The organism is Providencia sp. PROV205, assembly GCF_028479505.1.
GTDB classification, from domain to species: Bacteria; Pseudomonadota; Gammaproteobacteria; order Enterobacterales; family Enterobacteriaceae; genus Providencia; species Providencia huaxiensis.
The window spans coordinates 45,718-64,988 of sequence record NZ_JAMPNU010000004.1; the positions used below are offsets into that span (position 1 = coordinate 45,718).

A 19,271-nucleotide genomic window follows, 5' to 3' on the forward strand; every position below is an offset into this window, starting at 1 on the left:
TTATGGTGCGTAACTCAGCACAAAAATTTCTATTAATTGCTCGAGTAATCGGTGAATGATAAGATATATTTATCTTTGTTTTCTAACAGTTTGACTTGACTGCTTTGCTTCCTGTGATACTAAGCAGAACATGGAAGGCGCATGAATAAATCTAACTTCGATTTTCTGAAAGGCGTTAATGACTTCATTTATACTATTGCCTGTGCAGCAGAAAATAACTACCCAGACGACCCTAACACCACACTTATAAAAATGCGCATGTTTGGCGAAGCTACAGCCAAACACCTGGGTATGTTATTGGATATACTTCCTTGCGATAACCAGCACGACCTGCTGCGCGAACTGGGTAAGATCCCTTTCGTTGATGACAGCATACTCTCGATTTTTCATAAGCTACGCCGTATCGGTAACCAAGCTGTCCATGAATATCATAATGATCTTGATGATGCGCAGATGTGCCTGCGGCTTGGTTTTCGTTTGAGTGTTTGGTACTACCGTCTGGTAACTAAAGATTATGACTTCGGGCTTCCAGTATTTGTTCTGCCTGAAAGGGGGAAGAGTCTCTATCATCAGGAAGTTTTGGTACTCAAGCAGCAACTGGAGCAACAGGCGAAAGAAAAAGTACAAAGCCAGGCCGAGATAAATGCTCAGCAGCAAAAAATGATTGCGCTGAATGGCTATATTGCCATTCTCGAAGGCAAACAGCATGAAACAGAAGAGCAGTCCAAAGCGCGTGTTTCTGCCTTAGAAGCACAACTAGCGGCAAAAAATGCAGAGCTGGCGAAGCAGACTGAGCAGGAACGGAAGGCTTATCATAAAGAGATAACCAACCAGGCAATAAAGCGCACGCTGGATCTGAGTGAAGAGGAAAGTCGTTTCCTGATCGATGCTCAACTGCGTAAAGCTAAATGGCAAGCTGACAGTAAAACATTACGCTTTTCTAAAGGTGCTCGCCCTGAGCCTGGTGTCAATAAGGCGATTGCTGAATGGCCAACCAGTAAAGATGAAAATGGTAATCCAGGCTTTGCAGATTATGTATTGTTTGTCGGACTCAAACCTGTTGCCGTCATTGAAGCCAAACGTAAAAATACCGATGTTTCTGGCAAACTTCCTGAATCATATCGCTATAGTAAATACTTTGATAATGCCTACCTGCGTGAAGTACTACTTGAGAACAATTCACTTGATGAGGTTCACGAAGCAGTTCCAGAGTATGAAGTTAGTTGGAAGGACAGCAGCGGTAGTCAGCGATTCAAAATTCCCTTCTGCTATTCGACTAATGGGCGTGAATACCGAGCTGCAATGAAAACAAAAAGTGGTATTTGGTATCGTGATGTTCGTCATCAAACCAATATGCCAAAAGCCCTACCAGAGTGGCATCAGCCGGAAGAACTTATGGCTATGTTGGGCTGCGATCCTCAGGAGCAAAATCAATGGTTTGCTGATAATCCGAGTATGAGTGAATTGGGGCTTCGCTACTATCAAGAAGATGCTGTTCGCGCGGTAGAGAACGCGATTGTTGCAGGGCAACAAGAAATTCTTCTGGCCATGGCAACCGGTACTGGGAAAACCCGTACAGCTATCGCGCTAATGTTTAGACTGATCCAGTCCCAGCGCTTTAAGCGAGTGTTGTTTCTTGTTGACCGCCGCTCACTCGGTGAACAAGCACTTGGGGCATTTGAAGATACACGCATCAACGGGGATACTTTTAACAGTATTTTCGACATCAAAGGTCTGACGGATAAATTCCCTGAAGACAGCACCAAAATTCATGTTGCAACAGTCCAATCACTGGTTAAACGAACTTTACAGTCAGACGAGCCGATGCCGGTGGGCCGTTATGACTGCATTGTGGTGGACGAAGCGCATCGAGGCTACGTTCTCGATAAGGAACAAACTGAAGGTGAACTGCAGTTCCGCAGTCAGCTAGATTATGTATCTGCCTATCGTCGTATTCTCGATCATTTCGATGCGGTAAAAATTGCCCTTACCGCCACCCCAGCCATACATACAGTCGATATCTTCGGCGAACCTGTTTATCGCTATACCTACCGTACTGCTGTGATCGATGGTTATCTTATCGATCAGGATCCACCGATTAAAATTACTACCCGCAATGCTCAGGATGGTGTGTATTTGGCGAAAGGTGAACAAGTGGAGCGTTTGGATCCGCAAGGTGAAGTGATTAACGACACACTAGCAGACGATCAGGATTTTGAAGTCGCAGATTTTAACCGGGGTCTGGTTATCCCTGCTTTTAACCGCGCAGTTTGCGGTGAGCTGACTAAATACTTGGACCCGACGGGTCAACAAAAAACACTGATCTTCTGTGTCACCAACAGCCACGCAGATATGGTAGTAGAAGAGCTACGTACAGCATTTAAAAAACAGCACCCGCAGTTGGAACATGATGCAATCATCAAGATCACGGGCGACGCCGACAAAGATGCGAAGAAAGTACAAACGATGATCACACGCTTCAATAAAGAGCGATTGCCAAATATTGTCGTCACAGTTGATCTGCTCAGTACTGGAGTAGATATTCCGTCGATCTGCAATATCGTGTTTATGCGTAAGGTAAAAAGCCGCATCCTTTACGAGCAAATGAAAGGGCGTGCGACTCGTCTTTGTCCGGCAGTGGATAAAACCAGCTTCAAGATTTTTGACTGTGTAGACATCTACAGTACTCTGGAAAGTGTAGACACGATGCGCCCAGTGGTTATTCGCCCGAAGGTGGAATTGAAAACGCTGGTCAACGAAATCACTGATTCCGAAACATACAAAATCACCGAAGCAGATGGTCGCAGCTATGCCGAGCACAGCCATGAACAGTTGATCGCCAAATTGCAGCGTATTATCAGTCTGGCAATGTATAACCGTGACCGAAGTGAATCAGTGGATAAGCAGATTCGCCGGCTGGATGAACTCTGTCAGGATGCTGCAGGAGTCGGTTTCTGTAGCCTGGCAATGCGCTTGCGTGAAAAGGGGCCGCAGTGGAGTGCAGAAGTATTTAACAAGATACCGGGATTTATCCCCCGGTTGGAAAAATTGAAGGCTGAAATTAATGCTCTGCGCGATGCACCCATCTTCCTTGATATTGATGATGAGGTGATCAGCGTGAAATCCTTATACGGTGATTACGACACGCCGCAGGACTTTCTGGAGGCGTTTGATGAACTGGTCGAACAAGCCAAACTAGCCCCTAATGCTCAGCCTGCGCTTCAGGCTGTCATCAATCACCCAAGGGATCTCACCCGCAAAGGGCTTGTTGAACTTCAGGAATGGTTTGACCGCCAGCACTTCGAAGAGTCATCATTACGTAGTGCGTGGAAAGAGACTCGTAATGAGGACATCGCCGCAAGACTTATTGGCCATATTCGTCGTGTAGCCGTCGGCGATGCGTTAAAGCCGTTTGATGAACGGGTCGATCATGCTTTGGAACGGATTAAAGGTGAAAACGACTGGAACAGCGAGCAGAAGGCCTGGCTTGACCGTTTAGCTACCGCATTGAAAGAGAAAATCGTGCTTGATGACGATGTGTTTAAAACCGGTAATTTCCACCGTCGCGGTGGCAAGGTGATGTTGCAACGCGCCTTTGATTATGGTCTCGACAGCGTACTGGACAAATTCAGTGATTATATTTGGGACCAGCTGGCTTGACGCGTTATCATCTACGGCAATTAAATATTCTGCGGTCCTAAATAAGGGCCGCTGCTTTTTAGGGAATTAAACATGAATAATAACGATCTGGTCGCTAAGTTATGGAAACTCTGTGATAACTTGCGCGATGGTGGCGTTTCTTATCAAAACTATGTCAATGAGCTCGCCTCGCTGCTGTTTTTGAAAATGTGTAAAGAGACCGGTCAGGAAGACGATTACCTGCCGGAGGGTTATCGCTGGGATGATCTGAAATCCCGTATTGGTCAGGAGCAATTACAGTTCTACCGTAACCTGCTAGTCCACTTGGGCGCAGATGAACAGAAGCTCGTACAAGCGGTATTCCAGAACGTTAATACCACGATCACCCAGCCTAAACAATTGACTGAGCTAGTCAGCAATATGGATTCACTTGACTGGTATAACGGCAGTGATGGCAAATCTCGCGATGACTTCGGCGATATGTACGAAGGGCTATTACAGAAAAACGCCAACGAAACAAAATCTGGCGCTGGTCAGTACTTCACCCCACGTCCATTGATTAAAACTATCGTTCATCTGCTGAAGCCACAGCCGCGTGAAATTATCCAGGATCCAGCAGCGGGCACGGCAGGCTTTTTGATTGAAGCTGACCGCTACGTAAAATCGCAAACTAACGATCTGGACGATCTTGACGGTTATACACAGGATTTCCAGATCCACCGTGCCTTTATCGGCCTTGAGCTGGTACCAGGCACCCGCCGTCTGGCATTGATGAACTGCCTGCTACACGATATTGAAGGCAACCTCGATCACGGCGGTGCCATCCGTTTGGGTAACACGCTGGGTAGCGACGGTGAAAACCTGCCGCCGGCTCATGTGGTGATGACCAACCCACCGTTCGGTAATGCCGCAGGGACTAACATTACCCGCACCTTTGTTCATCCAACCAGCAACAAACAGCTGTGCTTTATGCAGCACATTATCGAAACATTGCATCCTGGCGGTCGTGCCGCAGTTGTTGTGCCGGATAACGTGTTGTTTGAAGGTGGCAAGGGTACCGATATCCGTCGAGACCTGATGGACAAGTGCCATTTGCACACCATTCTGCGTCTACCGACAGGTATTTTTTATGCTCAGGGCGTAAAAACCAACGTGCTGTTCTTTACTAAAGGTACTGTGGCAAATCCTAACCAGGATAAGAACTGCACAGATGACGTCTGGGTGTATGATCTGCGGACCAATATGCCAAGCTTTGGTAAGCGCACGCCATTTATCGAGCAACATCTGCAGCCGTTTGAAACCGTTTACGGTGAAGATCCGCATGGCTTAAGCCCGCGTACAGAGGGTGAATGGAGCTTTAATGCCGAAGAGAGTGATATCGCCGATAGCGAAGAGAATAAGAACACTGATCAGCACCAAGCCACCAGCCGTTGGCGCAAGTTCAGCCGCGAGTGGATTCGTACCGCCAAATCTGATTCGCTGGATATCTCCTGGCTAAAGGATAAGGACAGCATCGATGCCGATAACCTGCCAGAACCGGATGTGTTAGCGGCAGAGGCGATGGCTGAGCTGGTACAGGCGTTGGGAGAGCTGGATACTTTGATGCGTGAGCTGGGTGCGGGGGATGAGGCCGATGCGCAGCGCCAGTTGCTGAAAGAAGCGTTTGGTGAGGTATTGTAATGAATAGCAAAATACAGCCAGAGAATTGGCTGTCAAAGTTAGCAATTAATTGCTTTGATCAAATATCAACGATAAAAAACAAAGTGAAGAGCAGAGACTGCTTGTCTAAGGGACTATATCCTGTAATTGATCAAGGTCAAATTTTTATCTCTGGATACATCAACGATAAAAGCAAGCTTATCAAAGTTGATACTCCTATATGCATATTTGGCGATCACACTAGAATAGTAAAATGGGTAACATATGATTTTGTTCCTGGCGCTGATGGGACTAAGTTACTAAAACCAAAAGCCTTCATTCACCCACGGTATGCTTACTATAGCTTGTGTGCTTTAAATATTCCTGACAAAGGCTACTCACGCCATTTCAAATATTTCAAAGAATTGGAAATTAATTTACCCGGATGGGTAGAACAAAAAATCATCGCTGAAAAACTCGATACGCTGCTGGCACAGGTAGATAGCACCAAAGCACGTCTTGAGCAAGTCCCACAAATCCTGAAACGTTTTCGGCAGGCTGTTTTGACTGCCGCAATTAGTGGTAGGTTGACGGATGAATGGAGAAAATTAACTGATTTACATACGATATGGACATCTTACACTCTTGGAGAATTAGTAACTATAGATCGAGGCAGTTCACCAAGACCAATTAAGAATTATATCACCACCTCTGAGAATGGCGTTAATTGGATAAAAATAGGCGATGCGCGAGAAGGCGAGAAATATATACGCTCAACTAAAGAAAGAATAACAAAAGAGGGTTCTAAACAATCTAGAAGAGTAATTCCTGGTGATTTTATACTTTCAAATTCAATGTCTCTTGGTAGGGCGTATATAGTTGAAATTGAAGGCTGTGTTCATGATGGGTGGTTTATTTTACGTTTGCCTAAAAATATTGATAAAAATTATTTTTATTATCTTTTGTCGTCATCGGAACTCCAAACACAGTTCTCAAATTTAGCTGTTGGTGGGGTTGTTCAAAATATAAGAAGTGAATTGGTCAAAAAGGCTACTGTAAATATACCACCAGAAAAAGAACAAATTGAAATTGTCCGCCGCGTCGAACAACTCTTCGCCTACGCTGATACTATTGAAAAACAGGTCAACAATGCCTTAACCCGCGTCAACAATCTCACCCAGTCTATCTTGGCGAAGGCATTCCGAGGTGAACTAACCGCCCAATGGCGAGCAGAAAACCCGGAACTGATCAGTGGTGAAAATAGTGCTGCGGCTCTGCTGGAGAAAATTAAGGCCGAACGCGCTGCCAGCGGTAGTAAAAAAGCTCCACGTAAAAAGAAATAACATACAATCGCTCCCGACAATGTGTCGGGAGCGATAATCTCTTAAGGTTCCATCACTTCAACTACCACATCCGTTGACCAGTTTTACCGAAGAACAGGTATTACAGACTCGCCGCTGGGAGGATAAGAAAGATGATCTGTGGACGGTATATCAACACTTGCAGGAGAATTTAATCAAAGGGGGACTATCGGGCAGAAATGCAAAAGGCAAGCGAGCTCGCACTCGTTCAGTGAATGGCATCGATGGGGATATTAAATTGAACAAAGTACTGTGGGTAATGACTGAAAAGATGTATGAGCATTTTTCTAGAAGAGATTGAATATAAAAAATTACCACAGAATATTATTAAGTTAAAATATTCTGTGGATTATAAAAAGAGTAAAAAATAAATGTATTGAACTTATCTTATTAGGCTAGATAGTTTTTTTACCTCGTTCTCTAATTCATTTTTTTCAAATATTAATTTATTGAAATGTTTTATTTGAATTTTTATAAATCTATCCATCTCTATTTTTGAAAATTTATCTTTCACATAACACTCTAATTTTGAACTAATTTTTAAATCATATTTTTTTGTGTAATAAATTGTATTTAAAACGCATAACTCTGGTAATGGATTATCTTCCAGAACGATATCTAATACTCTGTTATTTAGAAAAAACTGGAAGCTATTATCATCATTCTCGATGAATTTTTTATTTTGGAAATCAAATAGAATGGATGAGCAATTAAAGAAAACAGTTTTCGGAAGTATATTTATTATATTAGACTGGTTTTTGTCTTTTGGGAGGACTCGATTTAAACCCCATGTTGAATTAGCTTGCCAGACATCAATGTTAATATCATTAAAATATAACTTTAAGCCACCAAACGAGTTTTTATTATATTTTACTATATTTTTAAAAGTTGAATGAAATTTATCAATATCAGATACAACAATATCAATATCTCTTACGTTAAAATTTGATAATTTATCTTTATATAAAAAATAATCCCTAATAATGCCACTAAAGAGAAAAACATCATTTTTTTCTTCCAACAGCACGTTGATTATTTGCTTGGCGAACTTAGGGAACCTATCCGCTAGGTAATCATTAAACGTATTTGCTTGAGTATTAATGATGTCTTTCTTCATAATATTTAAATTTTTTGTCCACTAAGTTTTTGATAATGATTAATTGCAAATAAATCTGTCATACCAGAAACGAAATCTACAATCAATTTTAGCTTAAAGTATGTCGATAAATCAACTATATGAAGGTCGGAAATATCTATTTTTTGCTTAGATTCTTCTATATGTTCTTTTTTAACAACATTTACTAAACTTGATGATATCATTGATTCAGCTTTACTTGCATATTTTTCTTGCATTTTTCTAATAGCCTTTTTGTCATTACCGAAACCTGTAGGTTTATAAAATAATAATCCAATGTAATAATCGAATAAACCTTTTAAGACAGCATCTCCAGCTAATTCTAAAGAGACGATTTCTCTATATGGAAAAATTATATTACAAGCAATGCTTTGTAATGTTTTTGTTAATTCAGTTAGTTTACCATCTTCAATTAACTCTTTATTATATTTCCCCATTTCAATTCTATCTAAATTATGGATGAAATTCTCAAGTGATTTTTCAACAAAAATACCTATCAAATAAGTTCTTATTTCAACTATTTTTTTATTTTCTGTACAGTTTTTTTCGATAGTGTTTTTAATTTTTAGGGTAACTTCTGTCATTAACGCTAGAGATTCATTATTTTCAGTTTCTTGAGTACCTTTTTCAAAGTGCTGAAGGATGTTATTAAGAGTAATTATTCCTTTATTAAATGCATCTTCTATATCAATAACAGAATAACAAATAGAATCGGCGGCCTCCATTAAATAACTTAAAGGATGACGCAAAGGTTTTTTGTATTTATCCATTAAACCACAATGATGATATATTTCTTCTAGGTATTTTTTTTCTGAGTGGAAAACGCCAGTTTTCTTTGATTCTATTTTTTCTTTATTTGGATGATCTGAATTTGGATATTTTAAATAAGATGCTAGTGTCGAAAAAGTCAAATTAAGACCATATAAATCATCGAGTGCCTGAAGTTTTGTTATAACTCTAAATCCCTGTGCATTACCATCAAAATGAATAAAATCATTTTTTTGTTCAATGGATAATTCCTCAAATATATTATCTGCAAATAATTTTCTAAAATAATTTTGTATTACAGTTTCACCAAAGTGACCAAAAGGAGGGTTTCCAATATCGTGTAGTAAACAACTACTTTTTAATATTACAGGAATAATTCTGTAGATGTTTTTATTGAAATCATCACTTATTGAACTGATTTTATCTTGGATTTTTTTATTATTACAGGCGCCAATTCCTAGCGAATATCCGACAGACATAACTTCCATAGAGTGAGTTAGCCTAGTGTGAATATTATCATTTGTATTTAATGGAAAAACCTGAGTTTTATCATGCATTCTTCGTAGCGCAGGACTAAATATGACTCGGCCTAAGTCACTTTCATATTGATTTCTATCATCTTCTAAATTAAAAGATGAAATTGAAGAACGTAATCTATTTGATGATAACAGTTTTTTCCAATCCATTACTGAATTCCTTTTGTTTAATATGTTGTGGTATTATAGTGTATCTTGACCTTTTTGTAACTTTACTCTTTTTCGTTATAGAGAGTTACAATGAGTTTATAAGTTTACCCTAGATAATGGTTTGTTTTTAATGATTATTAAAGTCTTTATTTACAGTTGATGCGTTATGAATATACCCAGTAAATTTACACTGAGGGTACATTTGCGGGTATAAAAATAAACAATAAAAACATATTACTTAAATTTCATGTTTTTAGTGTTGTTTTGCGAGTCCGGCATTCGCACCATAAGAACATCAAGAGACGTCAACCGACGTCTTTTTTTGTATCTGAAATCCCAGTTTTACAAGGCTTTTCCCCACTTTTCAGTCTTCCCAAGTATACTAAGGTCAACCCACATCAAGTACCTACTGTTGGTTTAATTATTGGTGTTTACCTTGATATTTTATGTGCAGAAGACAGAAAGAAAAGAGATGCGGGTAGAAAGTTAATAGCAAATGGTATTGATCCCAGAGAAAAACGCAAAGAAGTGGTCAGAAGGCCATAGCCATAGAGTGCTCAAAAGCCTTGAAGACAATATCTTTGCTGCTATTGGTAAATGTAATATTGCCGAATTGAAAACCCGCGATCTCCTCGAACCGATTAAAGCCGTAGAGATGTCTGGACGTCTTGAAGTGGCAGCACGTTTACAACAGCGCGTGACTGGCATTATGCGTTATGCCGTACAAAGTGGTTTAATCGACTATAACCCAGCACAAGATATGGCTGGCGCAGTTGCCACTGGTAAACGAGTCCATAGAGCTGCATTAGAACTTAAACGCTTACCTGAGTTCTTACAACGCATCGATGATTATAAGGGAAGACCGTTAACTAAACTTGCAGTCAAACTCACCTTATTAGTCTTTATTCGTTCCAGTGAATTACGTTTCGCTCGTTGGGATGAAATCGGTTTAAATAGAGGTTCCTTTAGTAAACAGAATGCTTCATATAAGCCTGTTGCATTCACTTGCCCTTAGACCCTGTATAAAGCACATATAAATTAAGCAAGAACTACGTTCGAGATATTGCGACAAATAACAAGCGACTAAAAGTCGAGATATTTCCTGTTGAGTTTAATTCCTACCCGTTTCTTTAAAAGAAAAATTTCTTTAAGATGAAATGAAATTAAGTCAAATAAAGTCACTGTTAGGTTTCCATGAGAATACTATTAATTGAAGATCACCTAAAAACCCAAGTGTGGGTCAAAAATGGGTTAGAAGAAGCGGGTTTTCTCGTTGATGTGACTAATGATGGTCGCGATGGTCTCTATTTTGCCTTAGAAAACAGTTATCAGTTGGTGATCCTCGATATCATGCTGCCTGGTATGAATGGCTGGGAAATTTTAAAAATCTTACGTACAGCTAAAAACATACCGGTAATTTGCCTCACTGCGCGGGATGCCGTTGATGACAGAATTAAAGGTTTAGAGCTTGGTGCCAATGACTATCTGGTTAAGCCGTTTTCGTTTTCTGAATTATTAGCTAGGGTTAAAAACCAATTAAAAGTTAACCAACCAGCCTCAACCACCATGACTATTGCGGATTTAAAAATCGACTTAACTCGCCATGATGTTGAGCGTGCGGGAAAGAAAATCACCTTAACGCGGCAAGAGTTTTCCTTATTGCTATTCTTCGTTCTACATTGCGATGAAATTTTACCTAGAACTTTAATTGCTAGCGAAGTTTGGGGCATTGATTTTGAAAGTGACACGAATATTATTGATGTGGCTATCCGTCGGTTGAGAAAAAAAATCGATGATGAGTTTGACGTTAAACTCATCGAAACCATTCGAGGGATGGGATACCGTTTAAATAGGCCTATAGAATGAAAAAGAAGTCACTTCGATTCAAACTTATTTCTCTGTTTATCGTTCTTATGGTTACTAATGCTGGGGTGGTGACATGGGTTTTGTATCATTCACTCAAAAATGAACTATCTGAACAAGATAATAATTTACTGGTTAACCGTGCGGAGCAACTTGCTAAGCTCATCGCTGGTGGTATTGATATCAAAACACTTCCCATGTATTTCCAAAGCATGATGGACATGCGTCAAGACTTGATCCAAATTTCTGATGCAGCAGGGAAAATACTGGTTACTACCAAACAAGAGTTATTGGGCTCCCAACCTCTTCAGTTAGTCAACCTTGAGCAGCTAAATATCAATGCCATTAACCATTGGCAAACTGCTCAAGGTATCCCTATTTCTGCGGTTTATTTCTCGATGAATTCCCCAATAGGGCCGCTCCATGTCGTTCTTGGTAAAGTTTCTGTCGACCGTAGTGGCGTGTTGACTCAATATCTCATCCAAAGCGTAGTGATTTCTATTTTCTCAATTTTGCTGATGGGGCTACTCAGCTTATGGCTGTTGAAAAAAGGATTATCCGACATTCAAGCATTGAGCCAGATAACGGTCAAAACAGACGTTCACGCATTAAATGATCCAATTGATATTGACCAGTTACCACAGGAGTTGAAAGAGTTGGGCGAATCAATGAATACGATGCGCCAGCGGTTAAAGCATGATTTTGTCAAACTTACTCAATTTGCCGATGACTTGGCGCATGAGCTGAGAACCCCAATTAATGCGATCCGGGTACAAAATGAAATAACACTTCAGCGTTCGCGCAGTGTTAGCGAATATGAAGGGATGATAGTCAGTAATATTGAGGAGCTCGATAAACTGTCACAAATGATACAAAGTACTTTGTTTATTGCCCGTGCTGAAAATAAAAATATTACCTTAAATCGAGAAAACCTTTCTTTATATACGTTAGTTAACGATGTCTATGAGCTCTTTTCTGCCTATGCAGAAGAAAAACAGATTGAGCTGCATAGCGAGTCCTCATCCCTGACTCTTGATGCTGACCCTGTATTACTCAGCCGAGTTTTAGTGAATATTGTCTCCAATGCGATTAAATATTCTCACCCGGGCACCCGTGTCGTTACCCAAGTTATAGCGCTGCCGCAACAGAGAGAAATTAAAATGACTAACCAAGGAGAACCTCTACAAAATAGTGATGAAATTTTCACGCGTTTTTGGCGTGGTGATAATGCTCGAACTACAGAGGGAACAGGACTTGGGTTAGCGATTGTGAAAGCGATAGTCGAATTACATGGCGGGGCAGTGAGTTTTGAGCACCATGCAGGAACCAGTACCATTACCCTGAAATTTCCTACAATTAAGTAAGATGACAAATTTGTCATCTTACTGTCAGCCACTTTTACTGCGCTTTCGGTATAACTAATTTCATATCCTTTTTGCTATGGAGCGCATGATGAAAAAGTTACCTAAAATTCCCACATCTCAAATCACGGATGAAACCCTCTTTTTTATGAAACGCCGTCAGTTACTTAAGGCTTTAGGCATTGGCGCTGCAGGTTTAACCGTTGCGGCGACAGCTAATGCAGGGCTGTTTTCTTGGTTTAACGACGATACGCCAACAACTCCGATGACGCCAAGAAAATCTCTGACATTTATTCAACCTGAAGAGTTTCAGCCATCTTTAACCCTCACACCAGAAGATAAAGTGATTGGTTATAATAATTTTTATGAGTTTGGGCTCGGTAAATCCGATCCTGCTGAGAATGCTCATACTTTAATCACGGATGAGTGGACGGTGACAATAGACGGCGAAGTGAATCGTCCTCTTACGCTTAATTTAGATGATATAAACACTAAGTTTCCCTTAGAGGAGCGCATCTATCGCATGCGCTGTGTTGAGGCTTGGTCGATGGTTATTCCATGGGTTGGTTTCCCTTTAGCGAAACTATTGGCTTTAGTCGAACCCACTAGCAAAGCCAAATATGTGGCTTTTGAAACACGCTACGCTCCAGAACAAATGCCAGGACAAAAAAGTCGTTATATTGGTGGTGGTTTATCGTACCCCTATGTTGAAGGGCTACGCTTAGACGAAGCCATGAATCCACTGACTTTGCTGGCGACTGGCGTTTATGGAAAGACATTACCCAACCAAAACGGAGCACCGATCCGGTTGGTCGTACCATGGAAATATGGCTTTAAAGGGATTAAATCTATCGTCAAAATTCGCCTTACTGAGCAAATGCCTGACACGACATGGAACCTATCAGCGCCGAGCGAATATGGCTTTTTTGCCAATGTGAATCCAGGTGTAAACCATCCTCGTTGGTCACAAGCCACTGAGCGTTTTATTGGTGCTGGAGGCTTAGGCCAAGTGACCCGACAGCCAACATTGTTGTTTAATGGATATGGCGAGCAAGTGGCAAGTTTGTATCAAGGAATGGATTTGCGGAGATATTATTGATGCCCCAAGACAATAAGTTCATCGTTGGATTAACCAAAGGGAGTTTTCACCTTATTGCTTTGCTCCCTCTAGTATGGCTAATTTTTTTAGTCGAGACCCAACGGCTTGGAGCCGACCCAGCTAAAGATATCCAACATTTTACAGGAATAGCTGCTTTGCGTTTGCTCATCATTATTGTATTGATCCCACTGGTTGCAAAATTATTGCGATTTACCGTATTGTTTCAGATGCGAAAATTACTGGGGGTATGGTGTTTTTTCTGGGCTGCGCTGCATTTAAGTAGCTATCTATTACTGGAAATTGGCGTAAATAATTTGGCGTTATTTTTCGAAGAGATTTTTTCGCGGCTCTATTTAGCAATTGGAGCGATTGCTTGGTTGTGTTTATTGTTAATGGCAGTTAGTTCATTCAACCGTATACGCCTTTATTTGGGCGTATGGTGGAAAAGAATTCATATGCTGCTTTACCCTACGCTCATATTGGCGCTTTGCCACTATACTTTGTCACTAAAAACCTTAACGCCTGAACCATTTATCTATTTAGCCGTTGTGGGGAGTGCGTTTGCTTATCGCATGCGGAGCCAGCAAACACAACGAATAAAACCTTAATAAAGGGTGACGCGCTTTAATCGTATTCTTTCCTGATACTATCAAATGTCAGTACTGGAGTTTCTCAGTATTAGGTATTTGGTATGTATCTCAATATTGTGTAAAGCAAATCTGTACATCGTTTTATGATAAGTGCTTGTCGTCTTGCTCATCCCCTTCTTGTGGTAACGGTTATATCGTTACTATTTGAATTGAACCCAAACTTAGTGTGACTCGGCTAAATTCTTATTTTTCTACAGGGATGAAATGTTTAAACGAATCTTTCATGTACACTTTATTAAAGTATAAAATTAACAAATATGAAATATAATATCTTAATACTCATTATCGGAGTAATAAATATTCTGGTTTTTTATATTGTGTTGGAATTTATTGGGTGTTAGTGATGTTTTCTATGGTCCATAATTCTGGTGATAAACTTTACGGTAATTTATAATTAATTTGTTGGTGTTTATAAATAACAAAGCTCAGATAAGTCTTAAAAAAAATTCATATAATTTACAAACGCAAAATTCGAGTAATGCTGCATTCTTAAGTTGTATTTTGCGATTGAAATTTCACCATAAAATACATCTCATTAGTAAAATCTGTGTTTCAATATTTTAAAATGTACCAAAATGTAATTTCCAATATGAGTAAATCTAATTTTGCATCCATAACATATTGTTATTTATATTATTAATTTTACTGTTGAGCTGTTTTGTTACATTTACTTCGTATTAATAGGGCAATAAATTGTTTTTAATAGCAATCAATTTGCCTTATCGATTATACAAAACAAATAATCAACCATATAATCATTAAAAATTTTAGGACGGTATCTATGGTTCAGATTGGTGCCTATAATTAATTTTTAATACAAAGGTTGAATTAAATGACTTATTTTTCTAATGAGATAAATAAAGAGATAGGACAGTATTTGAGAGGAATTAGAAAAGAGCAAAACTTAACTGGTGGAGAGTTAGCAAGAAGATTGAATATTAGCCAGCAGCAGATATCTCGATACGAGACGGGGAAAACAAAGCTAACATTTGAAATGATGGATACAATCCTAATCATATTCAATAAGTCTTGGAGAGATTTTTTTAACCACGTAATAGATAAATATGATAATGAAAGATTACAGTACACCATGAAAAATGGGAATAATTATTTTTCTATTTTAGATAAAGATATTAAGAAAATGTGGCGATAATTCGGTTAATAAATAGTTTAATTCGTTTAGTGAAGGGAAATTGTTAAACATAACTAATGTAATATATTAAAATGAAAACTTTATTAAAAATAATCATTAATTAATTTTAAAGTTAATGATTATTTTTATCTAAAGTTGTTATTAACAACTGTTACGTTGAAACATACATCATGTAAGAATTACACAGGATTAAATAATCATGAAATTGAATAAATTTGTAATGGGTGCCGTATTTGCATCAGGTTTTGCTTCATTCGCAGCAATGGCTGCTTATACTGGTACTCCTACTAACGGTACTATCGAATTTTCAGGTGAGTTAGTGAATTCTGCTTGTGGTTTAAGTCAAGAATCAAGTCCTGTAAAAGTTAACTTTTATCAGATCCCTATTTCTAATTTAAAAAATGGTGAGCGTGCAGGTAATATCAAGAAAGATATCGTTCTGCAAGGGTGTGATACTACCGTTGCACAAACAGCAACAGTAACTTACACACCATCAACTATTAACCCTAATGATAATACATTAGCAGCGTTCACTTCAGGTACTGCAAGTGGTGCTGGTATTGGTTTAAGAGACAATGGAAATAAAGATGTTGTTTGGGGACAAGCTTCTTCTTCTGTTAACTTGTCTAATGGTAAAACTGCAATTCCATTCGTTGCTTATTTAAAATCTGATAATGCATCTAATGCAGTGACTCCAGGTAGCTTTGATTCAACTATCAATTTTAAAATTGATTACCAATAATTTGTAATTGGTTTTATATCAATGTGCGGAGTATTTAATACTCCGCATTAATAAAACCTACCAATAACTAAATGGTATTGTCCATGATAAGTCGGGTTGCAAAAATAACACTAGGCTCTAGTTTGTTATGGCCTCTATTAAGTTGGGGAATGACCGGCAATAACACCCCTGGTGATATTGTAATGCAAGGTGAATTAATAGAAGCCTCATGCACGATTGATCCTGAAAGCCGAGAGCTTTGGGTTAATTTTGGTGAAATTAGTGCCCGAGAGATCACCCCTGAAATCAATATTTTGGTGAGTAAGGATTTTGATATAAAGCTCGTTGGATGTACGTTGCCTTCTAATGACAAAGGTAGTGCATCGCGCGCGCAAATAACCATGATGGGAACCTCTGTTAATGATGACCAAATTTTACAAGTGAGTGGTGATTCAGAAGGATTTGGAATTCAATTTAGAGATTCTCACGGAGAAATACTTAAGCTTAATAGAAATATGCCGGATTACACATTATTAGAAGGGCGCAATAGATTAGATTTTACTGCTGTTTTAGTTGCTTATCAAAAGCATATTAAGGCAGGTGATTTCGAAGGGGTTCTAAGGTTTAGGATGGATTATTTCTAAAACTAATAATTACATATAAAAGAGAATTGAACTAAATCTCTAGCCAACGAGTGAATACTGAGTAATTAAAATGATTATTTTAAATGGAAATATAAATAATATAAAAAGACTATTTGCAATATATATTGCAGTACTTTGCTATTCACCAAATATGTCTGCAAATGATCTTGTTGAGTTTAACGTTGACGTATTAGATGTTGGTGATCGTAACAATATTGATTTAACTCGATTCTCTAAAGATAACTTTGTATTTCCTGGGACTTATTTATTAGATGTCTATATTAATGGACAATCATTGTCGCAGCAGAAGGTCACTTATATTACCGATCCTCAAGATAGTGAAAAATCATTAGTTTGTTTTACTCCTAAGCAAATTGAAATGTTAGCGCTCAAAGAAGATGCGTTAAAAAAAATCCAAGCCATATCCCCTGAATGTTCAAATATTTTACCTATTTCAGGCGTTAAAATTAATAATAATGAAGGCAAACTGGATATCACTATTCCACAGGCATGGATGAAATATTCCGATCCTAGTTGGGTACCGCCTGAGCGTTGGGATTCAGGGGTTTCAGGCCTTATATTTGATTATAACCTGACAGGGTCAATTTCTCGTTCTTTGACGACAAATACAAACAAGCACTCATTGTCAGCATATGGCCAAACCGGGTTTAACTTAGGGGCGTGGCGCTTTAGAGCTGATTATCAAGCTAATTATAACGAGCGCGGTGATAGAAAATTCGATTGGAACCAGTTTTATGCATATCGTCCTCTGATCCACATGGCGGCTAAGCTGACACTGGGGGAAATTTATTTAAATTCTCAGGTTTTTGACACGATCCGTTTCACTGGTTTTAACTTGGCCAGTGATGAACGTATGTTACCTCCGAATCTACGGGGATATGCGCCACAGATTAATGGTATCGCGAAAAGCAATTCAAAAATTGTTGTGACTCAAGCTGGGCGTGTCGTTTATGAAACGACGGTACCTGCGGGGCCATTTAGTATTCAAGATTTGCAAAGCTCCGTTCGTGGAACCTTGGATGTCAAAGTTGAAGGTGATGACGGCGAGATATCGACTTTTCAAGTTGATACGGCAAATATTCCTTATTTAACGCGCCCAGGTTATGTGCGTTACAACGCTTCGGTCGGTAAGCCATCTCGATTTAATCACAAGCTTGAGGGGCCAATGTTTGCCACGGGAGATTTCTCTTGGGGACTGAGCAATAACTGGTCACTCATTGGTGGGCTACTTTTTGCTGGTAGGGATTACACCGCAATATCTGCTGGGTTAGGGCGTGATTTATCTATATTTGGTGCACTTTCTGCAGATGTCACACAATCCATTAGCAGAATGCCAGGTGATAACACGCAAACGGGTTCTTCTTATCGCCTGAGTTATTCAAAATCATTTGATGAACTTAACAGTACGATTACTTTTGCGGGTTACCGCTTCTCGCAGGATAAGTTTAGAACGCTGTCGCAATATTTAGATGAGCGTGAGAACAGATATCTGGGTATTGGCCGTCAAAAAGAGATGTATACCGTGACAGGGAATAAAACTTTTTGGGCTGATGATCCTGATTGGAGAACGACGGTATTCCTAACTTATACCCATCAGACTTTTTGGGACCAAACATCTCAAGATAGGTATGGCTTATCTGTGGGTCGAACATTTCGTCTAATGGGCATCGATGGTGTCTCAACCAATATTGCGGCTTACCGTTCTGACTATCGAGGCCGACGTGACGATAGCATTTCACTTTCGGTTTCAGTACCTGTTGGTGATAGCCGTTGGGCAGGATACGACTTGCAAAACAGCGGCAGTAAGACCAGCCACATGCTGTCTTACAGTGATAACAGGGACATGAATAACTTATGGCGAGTTAGAGCCGGCCGAAGCAGCGATGATCGCGTGCGGTTTGATGGATATTATCAAAAACGGACGCAACTTGCTGAAGTTAATACCAATGTCAGCTATCAAGAAAGGCAAACGGCATCGATCAACGGGACATTACGCGGTGGTTTTACTGCTACCAAACATGGCTCTGCATTACATAACAGTACTGGTACAACGGATACAGCAAGAATTATGGTCGATACCAACGGTGTTGGTGGCGTGCCGTTTAACCATGAAAAAACGCGGACTAACTGGGCTGGTATTTCTGTTGTGCCTGACATTGTCAGCTATTACAGCTTCGACACACGTATTGATGTTGATAAGTTAAAAAATAACGTTGATACCAATAAGGCGATAGCAACATCGACATTAACAGAAGGTGCAATCGGTTATCAGCGGTTTGATGTAGCAGAAGGTGAAAAGCTCATCGCAACTATTCGTTATAACGATACGGTACCTCCGTTTGGTGCTGATGTGACAAACGCTGATGGTATTAATATTGCCATGTTAATGGAAAATGGATTGGCGTATTTGATGGCAGTAAATCCTAAAGAAACATTAACGGTATCTTGGGGCGGAAAAGCGCAATGTAAAATTCAACTGCCTGAAAAAATTAATTCGGGTATGTCAGTTTTGCTGCCTTGCCAATAATGTAA

General features: G+C 39.5%; 12 protein-coding genes and 4 pseudogenes. 14 read left to right on the plus strand and 2 right to left on the minus strand.

Annotated elements, in window-relative coordinates; genetic code table 11:
* Positions 1–141 precede the first annotated feature (141 nt).
* The 5 genes and pseudogenes from hsdR to PR800_RS04050 form a co-directional block, all read left to right on the plus strand.
* Entirely contained in the window at positions 142–3,660 is a 3,519-nt protein-coding gene (gene hsdR / locus PR800_RS04035; RefSeq protein ID WP_210848278.1) for a type I restriction-modification system endonuclease, read from the plus strand.
* Between the two features lie 72 nt (positions 3,661–3,732).
* Entirely contained in the window at positions 3,733–5,319 is a 1,587-nt protein-coding gene (locus PR800_RS04040; protein ID WP_210848277.1) for an N-6 DNA methylase, read from the plus strand.
* Positions 5,319–5,750 (plus strand): annotated as a pseudogene (locus tag PR800_RS19650) (restriction endonuclease subunit S); the annotation flags it as partial. The gene PR800_RS04040 and the pseudogene PR800_RS19650, both read left to right, overlap by 1 nt.
* Positions 5,727–6,620 (plus strand): annotated as a pseudogene (locus tag PR800_RS04045) (restriction endonuclease subunit S); the annotation flags it as partial. The pseudogenes PR800_RS19650 and PR800_RS04045, both read left to right, overlap by 24 nt.
* An 85-nt stretch (positions 6,621–6,705) precedes the next feature.
* Positions 6,706–6,939 (plus strand): annotated as a pseudogene (locus PR800_RS04050) (DUF932 domain-containing protein); the annotation flags it as partial.
* Between the two features lie 81 nt (positions 6,940–7,020).
* Here PR800_RS04050 and PR800_RS04055 read toward each other — a convergent pair.
* Entirely contained in the window at positions 7,021–7,755 is a 735-nt protein-coding gene (locus tag PR800_RS04055) for a hypothetical protein (protein ID WP_210848275.1), read from the minus strand.
* Positions 7,756–7,760: 5 nt separating this feature from the next.
* The gene (gene dgt / locus PR800_RS04060; RefSeq protein WP_272530265.1) at positions 7,761–9,227 is read right to left on the minus strand and encodes a dGTP triphosphohydrolase; all 1,467 of its coding nucleotides are present in this window, start codon (positions 9,225–9,227) and stop codon (positions 7,761–7,763) included.
* Positions 9,228–9,644: 417 nt separating this feature from the next.
* On the opposite strand from dgt, the pseudogene PR800_RS04065 reads away from it, so the two are divergent.
* The 9 genes and pseudogenes from PR800_RS04065 to PR800_RS04105 form a co-directional block, all read left to right on the plus strand.
* Positions 9,645–10,173: pseudogene (locus PR800_RS04065) on the plus strand (tyrosine-type recombinase/integrase); the annotation flags it as partial.
* Positions 10,174–10,421: 248 nt separating this feature from the next.
* Positions 10,422–11,093 carry a heavy metal response regulator transcription factor gene (locus PR800_RS04070; RefSeq protein ID WP_102138149.1) on the plus strand — a complete coding sequence of 224 codons (672 nt, stop codon included), beginning with the start codon at positions 10,422–10,424 and terminating at the stop codon, positions 11,091–11,093.
* Positions 11,090–12,454, plus strand: a complete 1,365-nt coding sequence (locus tag PR800_RS04075) for a heavy metal sensor histidine kinase (RefSeq protein WP_272530266.1) — start codon at positions 11,090–11,092, stop codon at positions 12,452–12,454. The genes PR800_RS04070 and PR800_RS04075 overlap by 4 nt, the downstream gene beginning before the upstream one ends.
* 85 nt (positions 12,455–12,539) lie before the next feature.
* Positions 12,540–13,550, plus strand: a complete 1,011-nt coding sequence (msrP, locus tag PR800_RS04080; protein WP_272530268.1) for a protein-methionine-sulfoxide reductase catalytic subunit MsrP — start codon at positions 12,540–12,542, stop codon at positions 13,548–13,550.
* Positions 13,550–14,158 carry a sulfite oxidase heme-binding subunit YedZ gene (locus tag PR800_RS04085; protein WP_102138146.1) on the plus strand — a complete coding sequence of 203 codons (609 nt, stop codon included), beginning with the start codon at positions 13,550–13,552 and terminating at the stop codon, positions 14,156–14,158. Before msrP ends, PR800_RS04085 begins: the two co-directional genes overlap by 1 nt.
* A gap of 874 nt (positions 14,159–15,032) precedes the next feature.
* The gene (locus PR800_RS04090; RefSeq protein ID WP_102138145.1) at positions 15,033–15,353 is read left to right on the plus strand and encodes a helix-turn-helix domain-containing protein; all 321 of its coding nucleotides are present in this window, start codon (positions 15,033–15,035) and stop codon (positions 15,351–15,353) included.
* Positions 15,354–15,552: 199 nt separating this feature from the next.
* Positions 15,553–16,095, plus strand: a complete 543-nt coding sequence (locus tag PR800_RS04095) for a fimbrial protein (RefSeq protein ID WP_102138144.1) — start codon at positions 15,553–15,555, stop codon at positions 16,093–16,095.
* An 83-nt stretch (positions 16,096–16,178) separates the two neighbouring features.
* Complete coding sequence (locus tag PR800_RS04100) at positions 16,179–16,718, plus strand: fimbrial protein (protein ID WP_272530269.1); 540 nt, start codon at positions 16,179–16,181, stop codon at positions 16,716–16,718.
* A gap of 70 nt (positions 16,719–16,788) precedes the next feature.
* On the plus strand, positions 16,789–19,266 hold the full coding sequence (locus tag PR800_RS04105; RefSeq protein ID WP_195697833.1) for a fimbria/pilus outer membrane usher protein: 2,478 nt from the start codon (positions 16,789–16,791) through the stop codon (positions 19,264–19,266).
* The last annotated feature ends 5 nt before the right edge of the window (positions 19,267–19,271 follow it).

What these genes read in the sequence shown, in the direction of transcription:
- hsdR (WP_210848278.1), top strand. Translation starts at nt 142, where the DNA reads ATGAATAAATCTAACTTCGATTTTCTGAAAGGCGTTAATGACTTCATT.
- PR800_RS04040 (WP_210848277.1), top strand. Translation starts at nt 3,733, where the DNA reads ATGAATAATAACGATCTGGTCGCTAAGTTATGGAAACTCTGTGATAAC.
- PR800_RS04055 (WP_210848275.1), bottom strand. Translation starts at nt 7,755, where the DNA reads ATGAAGAAAGACATCATTAATACTCAAGCAAATACGTTTAATGATTAC.
- dgt (WP_272530265.1), bottom strand. Translation starts at nt 9,227, where the DNA reads ATGGATTGGAAAAAACTGTTATCATCAAATAGATTACGTTCTTCAATT.
- PR800_RS04070 (WP_102138149.1), top strand. Translation starts at nt 10,422, where the DNA reads ATGAGAATACTATTAATTGAAGATCACCTAAAAACCCAAGTGTGGGTC.
- PR800_RS04075 (WP_272530266.1), top strand. Translation starts at nt 11,090, where the DNA reads ATGAAAAAGAAGTCACTTCGATTCAAACTTATTTCTCTGTTTATCGTT.
- msrP (WP_272530268.1), top strand. Translation starts at nt 12,540, where the DNA reads ATGATGAAAAAGTTACCTAAAATTCCCACATCTCAAATCACGGATGAA.
- PR800_RS04085 (WP_102138146.1), top strand. Translation starts at nt 13,550, where the DNA reads ATGCCCCAAGACAATAAGTTCATCGTTGGATTAACCAAAGGGAGTTTT.
- PR800_RS04090 (WP_102138145.1), top strand. Translation starts at nt 15,033, where the DNA reads ATGACTTATTTTTCTAATGAGATAAATAAAGAGATAGGACAGTATTTG.
- PR800_RS04095 (WP_102138144.1), top strand. Translation starts at nt 15,553, where the DNA reads ATGAAATTGAATAAATTTGTAATGGGTGCCGTATTTGCATCAGGTTTT.
- PR800_RS04100 (WP_272530269.1), top strand. Translation starts at nt 16,179, where the DNA reads ATGATAAGTCGGGTTGCAAAAATAACACTAGGCTCTAGTTTGTTATGG.
- PR800_RS04105 (WP_195697833.1), top strand. Translation starts at nt 16,789, where the DNA reads ATGATTATTTTAAATGGAAATATAAATAATATAAAAAGACTATTTGCA.